Annotated in this window: 8 protein-coding genes; 5 read left to right on the top strand and 3 right to left on the bottom strand. The window is 61.7% G+C overall.

Annotated features, from left to right (window positions below; genetic code table 11):
* The first annotated feature begins 115 nt into the window (after nt 1–115).
* Entirely contained in the window at nt 116–928 is an 813-nt protein-coding gene (locus AC3IUE_RS23820; RefSeq protein ID WP_489263959.1) for an alpha/beta fold hydrolase, read from the top strand.
* A 94-nt stretch (nt 929–1,022) separates the two neighbouring features.
* Here the strand turns inward: AC3IUE_RS23820 and dsbG are convergent, their stop codons facing one another.
* Genes dsbG through dsbD form a run of 3 tightly spaced genes read right to left on the bottom strand, consistent with a single transcriptional unit; the run spans nt 1,023 to nt 4,371 of the window.
* Complete coding sequence (dsbG, locus tag AC3IUE_RS23815; protein ID WP_489263958.1) at nt 1,023–1,793, bottom strand: thiol:disulfide interchange protein DsbG; 771 nt, start codon at nt 1,791–1,793, stop codon at nt 1,023–1,025.
* The gene (locus AC3IUE_RS23810) at nt 1,769–2,635 is read right to left on the bottom strand and encodes a TlpA disulfide reductase family protein (RefSeq protein WP_056742384.1); all 867 of its coding nucleotides are present in this window, start codon (nt 2,633–2,635) and stop codon (nt 1,769–1,771) included. Before AC3IUE_RS23810 ends, dsbG begins: the two co-directional genes overlap by 25 nt.
* A complete protein-coding gene (gene dsbD, locus AC3IUE_RS23805) occupies nt 2,635–4,371 on the bottom strand; it encodes a protein-disulfide reductase DsbD (RefSeq protein WP_489263957.1) in 1,737 nt (578 codons plus the stop codon). The genes AC3IUE_RS23810 and dsbD overlap by 1 nt, the downstream gene beginning before the upstream one ends.
* A gap of 153 nt (nt 4,372–4,524) precedes the next feature.
* Between dsbD and AC3IUE_RS23800 the strand changes: the two genes are divergently transcribed.
* The 4 genes from AC3IUE_RS23800 to AC3IUE_RS23785 all read left to right on the top strand — a co-directional run bounded on the left by AC3IUE_RS23800 (nt 4,525) and on the right by AC3IUE_RS23785 (nt 8,723).
* A complete protein-coding gene (locus tag AC3IUE_RS23800) occupies nt 4,525–5,208 on the top strand; it encodes a response regulator (protein WP_046049207.1) in 684 nt (227 codons plus the stop codon).
* Nucleotides 5,205–6,530 carry an ATP-binding protein gene (locus AC3IUE_RS23795; RefSeq protein WP_489263956.1) on the top strand — a complete coding sequence of 442 codons (1,326 nt, stop codon included), beginning with the start codon at nt 5,205–5,207 and terminating at the stop codon, nt 6,528–6,530. Before AC3IUE_RS23800 ends, AC3IUE_RS23795 begins: the two co-directional genes overlap by 4 nt.
* Nucleotides 6,531–6,747: 217 nt before the next feature.
* Entirely contained in the window at nt 6,748–7,233 is a 486-nt protein-coding gene (locus tag AC3IUE_RS23790; protein WP_489263954.1) for a GNAT family N-acetyltransferase, read from the top strand.
* A 77-nt stretch (nt 7,234–7,310) separates the two neighbouring features.
* Complete coding sequence (locus AC3IUE_RS23785; RefSeq protein ID WP_489263953.1) at nt 7,311–8,723, top strand: aspartate aminotransferase family protein; 1,413 nt, start codon at nt 7,311–7,313, stop codon at nt 8,721–8,723.
* Nucleotides 8,724–8,737: the final 14 nt, after the last annotated feature.

The following is an 8,737-nucleotide window of genomic DNA, read 5'->3' as shown; positions in this document are numbered from 1 at the left end:
CCATTGTGGGAGCGAGCTTGCTCGCGATGAGGCCAGTGCAGACAACTACAAGGTTGACTGTGGAACGACTCCGGCACAGTCTGCCTGCTCCATTTTTTGCGAGAGGAGACAGTCAATGCCCTTCGTTACGGTTGATGGACAACCCCTTCACTACCTTGATCAAGGCACTGGCCCTGCCGTTCTGCTGGCCGGCAGTTATCTGTGGGACCAGGCCATGTGGGCGCCGCAGATCGCCGCCCTGTCGCAGCAATACCGGGTGATCGCTCTGGACCTTTGGGGTCACGGTGAATCCGGGCGGATGCCCGAGTGCACACAGTCGCTGGATGACATTGCGCGCCAGGCACTGGCGTTGCTTGATCACCTGGACATCGACCGTGTCACGCTGGTCGGTCTCTCGGTCGGCGGCATGTGGGGCGTGCGTCTGGCGCTGTCGGCGCCGCAGCGGATCAACGGTCTGGTGCTGATGGACACCTACGTCGGCGTCGAGCCGGAACCGACTCGCCAGTACTATTTCTCGCTGTTCAAACAGATCGAAGACACCGGCGTGATTGCGCCGCAGTTGCTCGATATCGTTGTGCCGATCTTCTTCCGTCCGGGCATCGATCCACAATCGGCGCTGTATCAGGACTTCCGCGCCAAACTGGCCGCACTGCCGCCGGAGCGTCTGCGCGAGAGCATCGTGCCGATGGGGCGGATTACGTTTGGGCGGGATGATCTGTTGCCGCGTCTGGGCGAGTTGGATCCTGACACCACGCTGCTGATGTGTGGCGATCAGGACAAACCGCGGCCGCCGTCGGAGACAAGGGAGATGGCCGAGTTGATCGGTTGCCCGTATGTATTGGTGCCGGAGGCGGGGCATATCTCCAATCTGGAGAATCCGCAGTTTGTCACCGACGCACTGCTGAAGTTTCTGGCTGACATAACTTAGTCGATCTTACTGACGCCATCGCGAGCAGGCTCGCTCCCACAGGGGAATGCATTCCAATGTGGGAGCGAGCTTGCTCGCGATGGGGCCATTAAATTCACTTCGGCCCGAGAATTTGCACCAACTTTTCCGGCGATGGCGCACCTTGCTGTTGTTGCAGCTCGCCCTTGTCGTCCATGTAGAAAATCGCCGGGGTGGCCTGCAGCTCCAGGTCTTCCATCAACTGCATGTTGGCCGCCAGCTTCGCCTGAATCGCCGGGGGCACGTTTTTCAGGGCTTTTAGCGAGCTGTTCTTGCCTGCCTTTTCATGGTCTTCCAGCGCTTTCTGCGGATCCTTGGCGGCCAGCAGTGCTGCCGATTTCCCCGGACTGTCTTCGCGAATGATGCCGACCATGATGTGCCGCAGCTGCACCTTGCCCGCCTTGACCCATGGCCGCGCCTGTTCCCAGAACACGTTGCAATAAGGGCAGTTCGGATCGCTGAACAGGTACACGATCCGCGGTGCATCTTTCTTCCCGTCGCCGATCCAGTTGCTGGCTTCCATCTTGCCCCAGACTTCCTTGGCCATCGGTGCGTAAACCAGCTTCTGCAACGGCGCGCTGCTCAGGTCCTTGCCGTCGGCGTCGTACAGATTGCCGAGCAGCACGTGCTTGCCATCCGGGGTCAGGTACAGCGCTATGCCACGGTTCTGGTACTGCGCCGCATAACCGCGCAAGCCGTCGGGAGCGTCGAATTGGCCGACGATTTTCGCGCCCTTGGCTTCGATTTTCTTGATCGCTTCGGGCAATTCTTCGGCGGCCTGCACCGACGGTAGATGCAGCAGGGCAGCGCCCAGGGTCAACGTCAGCAGGTGGCGGAGGCGGGGCATGGCAATTTCCTTGAAGAGGTGGCCGGTACGGCAGGATTCGGGGTGTCGAAGTTTTCCAGGGCGCGGGCCAGGCTGGCTTCCGACAGCTCACCCAGATGGCTGCCCAGCAGGCGACCGTCGGGGCTATAGAACAGCGTCGTCGGCAACGCCATGGAGCCGACGGCCTGGCCCAATCGGCCACTGCCGTCGAACAGCACGTTGGACAGGCTCAGGCCCTGGGTTTCCAGAAAAGTACTGACGCTTTGCATGCTTTCAGCCTGATTGACGAACAGGAACGTCAGGTCCGGACGGTGTTGTTGGGCGTTTTCCAGCACCGGCATTTCCCGACGGCACGGCGGACACCAGGTGGCCCAGAGATTGATCACCAACGGGCCGCCCTTGTAATCGGCCAGTTGCACGGTTTCACCGGCGGCATTGCGCAGGGTAATTTCCGGCAGGCGCGTACCTTGTTCGTAAATAGTCAGGGAGAAGGTCGCCAGCAGCCAGAACGCCAGGCCGCTGGCCACGCCAAAGCCCAACGGCCGGCGCAAGCCCGGGCGACGCCAGCCTCGATACAACGCGGCAAGCAGCAGTGCGATTACGCCCGGCCAGGCGAGGAAACCGCCGTCGCGCAGGTCGATGATCTGCCAGGGGTCATCGCGATAATGGGTCCAGTAAACGGCCACGAAACTGACCCGGGCGGCCAGCATGCCCAGCAGGAACAGGCTGAACAGCACCGACTCCGGATTCTCGCCGCCGCGCTTGGCCACCCGCCAGCCGACGAAAGTCGCCAGCGCCAGGGCACTGATCAGCAGCAGGTGATTAAGCGCGATGGCAAAAGTGCCGAGGGTAAAGGTCAGCATTAACGGGCGTCTCGGGTGGTGGTCCAGCGTTGCAGGAAAGTGTCGGCATCGACTTCGCCGGTGATGCGCTGGCTGCGACGCTCGATGCCGTCGGCGCCGATCCACAGCAGGCTCGGTGGTCCCGGCACTTTATAACGGCCGAGCAGTTCGCGGCTGGCGGCATTGTCGGCGGTGACGTCCAGCCGTAGCAAGCGCACATCGCTCAAGGCTTGCAGTACGTGAGCTTTGCCGAACACCTGTTTTTCCATGACCTTGCACGACACGCACCAGTCGGCGTAGTAGTCCAGCAGCACCCATTGGCCTTGAGCCTGTGCCGCGTCGAGTTCCCGTTGCAGAGCTGCCGGGTCCTTGATCGTGGTGAATGCGTCGTGCCCGCCCGGGTTTGCGGCGCTGCTCGAGTTTGCAGCGCTGTAGACCTGCAAAGGCTTCACCAAGTCATCACTGCCGCCGGCAGCACCGATCAGCAGTAAGCTGCCCCACACACCCAGCAATAGTGAGCTGGCGCCGAACACATGGGCGACGCGACTGAAACCTTCCGACTGCTTCCAGGCGCTGTACGCGGCAATCAGCAGCAACGCCCCGCACAAACCAATCCACAGTGATTCATCCAGCACCGGGCGTAGCATCAGCAACGCGGTGGCGAGGAACAGGAAGCCGAATATGCCCTTAAGCAAGTTCATCCAGGCGCCGGGTTTGGGCAGGAATCGATTGCCGACGGTGACCAACAACAGCAGCGGCACACCGATGCCGATGCCCATGGCGAACAGAATCAGCCCGCCATGCAGCGCATTGCCGCTTTGAGCGATATATAACAGCGCACCGGCCAGGGGGGCGGTCATGCACGGACCCACCAGCAAACCGGACAAGGCACCCAACACACCGGCGCCGAACAGGCTGCCGCCGCGCTGATTGCGCGAGACGTTTTCCAATCGATCACGCACGGCCACCGGCAGTTGCAACTCGAAGAAGCCGAACATCGGCAACGCCAGCAACACAAACACCGCCGCGAAACTGCCCAGCAACCAGGGGTTCTGCAACAACGCCTGCAGATTCGCCCCGAGCAGCGCGGCCAGCACGCCCATCGCGGCATACACCAGCGCCATGCTGATTACATAACTGGTGGCGAGAGAGAAACCACGTTTAGGCGTCGCGCCACTGCCGACAATCATTCCGGCGAGAATCGGCAGCATGGGCAACGAGCAAGGGGTGAAAGCGAGCAACAGGCCCAAGCCAAAGAACACCAGCAAACTCCAGCCCAAGGCGCGCTGTTGCAATCCGCTGGCCAAGGCTTGATCCGGCGCCTCGTTTGTCGCAGAAGTGGCCGCGTTGCCGCCCAGATCCACGACCTGCGTTTGCGGCGGATAACACAAACCGGCATCGGCACAGCCCTGGAATCCGACCTTGATCTGACCGGTCGCACCTGCCGGAATCTTCAGTTCCAGACCCTGACGATAGACCTGCTGTTCGCCGAAGAACTCGTCGCTGTGCGCTTCGCCGTCAGGCAATGCAGGCTTGTGTTCCGCGGGCAAGCCATCGAATTTCAGGCGTTGCTGGTAAAGGTAATAACCGTCGGCGATCTGCCAATAGAGCTGGGTTTCACCGGAATCAAGGCGTTCGGAGGTGAAGATGAACGCCTTGCCGACGGGAAGAAAATCGGGTTTGGTCGCGAACGGATCAGTCCCGGCCTGGGCCACACCCGAGATCAAGAGAACAAAAAATAGAAACAGTCGACGCATGGGTAAGCCTTATCCCTGTGCAAGTGAGGTGCAGAATGGGAGGCGGCGATTAACCGATGATTAACCACAGTGGCCTTGTGGCAATGGCGCTTGCGGCATAATGTCCGCTTAATCGGCCGCCGGCCTAATCACCTTTTTTCAACAGGTCTCACCATGCACGTACTGGTTTGCGAAGACGACGAGTTGATCGCCAGCGGCATTGTCGCCGGCCTCACCGCTCAGGGCCTGACGGTAGAGCATGTCGCCACCGCATCGTCTGCCCGGGCGATGCTCAAGGTCGCCGAGTTCGATGTGATGGTGCTCGACCTTGGTCTTCCCGATGAGGATGGCTTGAAGCTATTGCAGCAGTTGCGACACAGCGGTCTGGAAATCCCGGTGTTGATCCTCACCGCCCGGGATTCAGTCACCGACCGTGTTGATGGCTTGCAAGCCGGCGCCGACGATTACCTGCTCAAGCCGTTCGATTTGCGTGAACTCGCCGCGCGCCTGCACACCTTGTTACGACGGGTGGCGGGGCGCAGCGTCAACCTGATCGAACATGGCCGTCTGACTTACGACCCAAGTAGCCGCGAAACCATGCTCGGCGGCCAGCCGGTGGACCTTTCCCGTCGTGAGCAGTCGCTGTTGCAGGCCTTGCTGCATAATCGGGGCCGGGTGCTGTCGACCGAGCAACTGAAAGACAGCGTTTATGGTTTTAACGATGAGCTGGAAAGCAACGCCCTCAACGTGCACATCCATCACCTGCGGCGCAAACTCGGCAATGGCATTGTCGAGACAGTGCGCGGCCTGGGCTATCGCCTGGGGCCGGCCGATGGTGGAGAGGAATTGAAAAAGTGATGAGTCTGCGTTTGCGCCTGAGCCTGACACTCGGCGCCGCTTTTGCCCTGATCTGGGCCTTGGCTGCGGCCTGGATGCTCAGCGACCTGCGCAATCAGATGATGTTTTCCCTCGACCAGCGGCTGGTGGCGTCGGCACGCATGGTCGCCGGCCTGATGGAGCAACTGCCGCCATTGCCGAGCAAGGGCGAGGGCACCCATTTCAGCGCTGAACAACTGAGCCTCCCCGGCGGCATGGCCTGCCAGGTCAGTTCATTGCGCGGCGAAATCCTCGCCCGCAGCCACACCGATCCGCAACAAACCCTGGAAGCCGAGAAAATGGGCTTTCACGACCAGATGATCGACGGTGCACCGTGGCGCAGTTTCACCCTGGCCCGCGGCGACGTGCGCATCACCACCGCCGACCGGCAGATCGAGCGTGAGGCCTTGAACATGTCGATCCTGCTGGCGGCTTCGGTGCCGGTGGGCGTGGCCTTGCTCGGTTGCCTGTGCCTGCTGTGGCTGGGGATCGGCCAGGGGCTGGCGCCGCTCAACCGCATGCGCGATGCCTTGATGCGCCGCAGCGCCGACTCCCTGGAACCATTGCAGATCCAGCCGCTGCCCAGCGAACTGCAACCGTTGCTGGACACCCAGAATCAGCTGTTCCAGCGCATCGGCAAGACCATCGAACGGGAACGCCGTCTGACCGGTGACGCCGCCCACGAGCTGCGCAGCCCGCTGACGGCGATCAAGACCCACCTGCAAGTGGCGCGCATGACCGATGGCGCGGCCCGGGATCAATCCCTGGCCCGGGCCGAAGAGGGCGCCGATCGCCTGCACCGGACCCTTGAACAATTGCTGTTGCTGGCGCGGGTCGAGGGCAGTCTGTCGTTCGATGACGGCGTGCAATGCAGCGCCGAGCAGGTGGCGAAACTGGCGATTCAGGACGCTGCCAGTGGTGATCGTCAGCGGATCAAATTTCAAATGCCGTCGAAAATCTCTCACGCCCCGGTGCAAATGCCCGCGGTGCTGTCGATTGCCGCGCTGCGCAACCTGTTGGATAACGCCCTGCGTCATACCCCTGGCGAAGGAGCTGTGGAGCTGAGCCTGGAAACCACTGGCAGTCGCGTGCGCTTTTTGGTCCGCGACCACGGCCCGGGGATTGCCGAAGACGATCTGCAACACCTGACCCAACGCTTCTGGCGCAACGGCCAGAGCACCGGCTGCGGCCTGGGCCTGGCGATTGTTCAGGCAATCGTCCAGCGCTGTGGTTGCACCCTGCATTTCGACAGCCGGCCGGACGGGTTGCGGGTTGAACTGACCATGCCGTTGCAACCGGTCTAACCCACAACACAAATCCCCTGTGGGAGCGAGCTTGCTCGCGATGGCGTCCTGACATTCAACGTTGATATTGACTGTACAGGCGCCATCGCGAGCAAGCTCGCTCCCACAGGGGTTCTATGTTGCACATCAAATGTAACTCCTCTCCAATGGCATTTAAGCCACCACCAGCGCTATCGTCCCCGGCAGCTTTTTCTCAATGGATTGAGGTAACAGCGCCATGGATGCACCCCTACACATTTGCAAGGCCACCCCCGCCGACGCCGGCATCATCAGTCGGATCGTCGAGCGCTCCATTCGCGTGGGTTGCGCGCTCGACCATCGCAACGATCCGCTCACCGTCGCCACCTGGACCCACAACAAAACCATCGAACACGTGCAGCCCTGGCTGACCGACGAGCGGTTGTACCTGAACATCGCCCTGTTGCAGGACAAACCGGTCGGCGTCGCGATGGCTGCGATCAGCGGCAAGGTCGCGTTCTGTTATGTGCAACCGGAATGGTTTCGTCGCGGGGCCGGGCAAGCGCTGGTGCGCGACCTCGAAGGCTGGTTGACCGATCAGGGTTTGTGCCAGGCACGACTCAACAGCACCCGCACCAGTGAAGCGTTTTACCGTCATCTGGGTTACCAGCCTTGCGCCGAAACCTTCGCCGTAGCCGGGCTCCACGCCATTCCCATGCATAAAGCGCTGCCACCCCCTTCATAGAAAGCTGATCGAGGGTCTAAATCCTCGGCACCCTGATGCGTTTCCAGAACAGGAAAACCTTATTGAGGGGTCGAGAGATGTCAGTCGCTACCAGCCTTATGGAAGATCAGTCGGCCCGGATCACTCCGGCGCCGAACGAGACGCTTTATCAGTTCAATGAATCGCCGCTGCTGGCCCGTCAGAACCAGCAGGAATCGAATGCCCGCAGCTACCCGCGACGCATTCCCCTGGCCCTCAAACGTGCCAAGGGCATTTATGTCGAAGACGTCGAAGGCCGCCGTTTCATCGACTGCCTGGCCGGCGCAGGGACGTTGGCCCTTGGGCACAACCATCCGGTGGTGATCGAAGCGATCCAGCAAGTGCTGACCGATGAACTGCCACTGCACACCCTCGACCTGACCACCCCGGTCAAGGATCAGTTCGTTCAGGACCTGTTCGGTCTGCTACCGCCGGCTTTGGCCGCTGAAGCCAAGATCCAGTTCTGCGGCCCGACCGGCACCGACGCGGTGGAAGCCGCGCTGAAACTGGTGCGCACCGCCACCCGGCGCAGCGCCGTGCTGTCGTTTCAGGGCGGTTATCACGGCATGAGCCAAGGCGCGCTGAGCCTGATGGGCAGTCTGGGGCCGAAAAAGCCTTTGGGCGCTTTGCTCAGCAGCGGCGTGCAGTTCATGCCGTATCCCTACGATTACCGCTGCCCGTTCGGGCTCGGCGGCGCGCAAGGCGTGCAGGTCAATCTCAACTACCTGGAAAACCTGCTGAATGATCCAGAGGCCGGCGTGCAATTGCCGGCCGCGGTGATCGTTGAAGTGGTGCAGGGCGAGGGTGGGGTGATCCCGGCCGATCTCGACTGGCTGCGCGGCCTGCGGCGGATAACCGAAAAGGCCGGTGTTGCGCTGATCGTCGATGAAATTCAGAGCGGTTTTGCCCGCACCGGCAAGATGTTTGCCTTCGAACACGCCGGGATCATTCCGGACGTGGTGGTCATGTCCAAAGCCATCGGCGGCAGTTTGCCGCTGGCCGTGGTGGTCTATCGCGACTGGCTCGACACCTGGCTGCCGGGCGCCCATGCCGGGACCTTCCGCGGCAATCAAATGGCCATGGCCGCAGGTTCTGCGGTGATGCGTTACCTGACCGAACACAAGGTCTGCGAGCACGCCGCCGCCATGGGCGAGCGCTTGAGCGAACACCTGCGCATCCTGCAACGGGACTTCCCGCAACTGGGTGATATTCGCGGTCGCGGCTTGATGCTTGGCGTCGAGTTGGTCGATCCGACGGGCGCGCCGGATGCCTTGGGTCATCCGCCGATCTTCGGTCGTCTGGCGCCGCTGGTGCAGCGTGAATGCCTCAAGCGTGGCTTGATCCTTGAACTGGGCGGCCGTCATGGCGGCGTGGTGCGCTTCCTGCCGCCGCTGGTGATCACTGCCGCGGAAATCGATCGGGTAGCCGAGATTTTCGGCAGGGCCATGGCCGCTGCCACCACCAGCCTCTAAATTTTTCAGCGCCT

Source organism: Pseudomonas sp. GL_093, assembly GCF_057837605.1.
Note: the sequence above shows the minus strand (reverse complement) of the source record. Positions and strands in the feature narration are given on the sequence as shown.

Bases quoted from the DNA above. Each gene is read 5' to 3' on its own strand.
- AC3IUE_RS23820 (WP_489263959.1), top strand. From the start codon at position 116: ATGCCCTTCGTTACGGTTGATGGACAACCCCTTCACTACCTTGATCAA.
- dsbG (WP_489263958.1), bottom strand. From the start codon at position 1,793: ATGCCCCGCCTCCGCCACCTGCTGACGTTGACCCTGGGCGCTGCCCTG.
- AC3IUE_RS23810 (WP_056742384.1), bottom strand. From the start codon at position 2,635: ATGCTGACCTTTACCCTCGGCACTTTTGCCATCGCGCTTAATCACCTG.
- dsbD (WP_489263957.1), bottom strand. From the start codon at position 4,371: ATGCGTCGACTGTTTCTATTTTTTGTTCTCTTGATCTCGGGTGTGGCC.
- AC3IUE_RS23800 (WP_046049207.1), top strand. From the start codon at position 4,525: ATGCACGTACTGGTTTGCGAAGACGACGAGTTGATCGCCAGCGGCATT.
- AC3IUE_RS23790 (WP_489263954.1), top strand. From the start codon at position 6,748: ATGGATGCACCCCTACACATTTGCAAGGCCACCCCCGCCGACGCCGGC.
- AC3IUE_RS23785 (WP_489263953.1), top strand. From the start codon at position 7,311: ATGTCAGTCGCTACCAGCCTTATGGAAGATCAGTCGGCCCGGATCACT.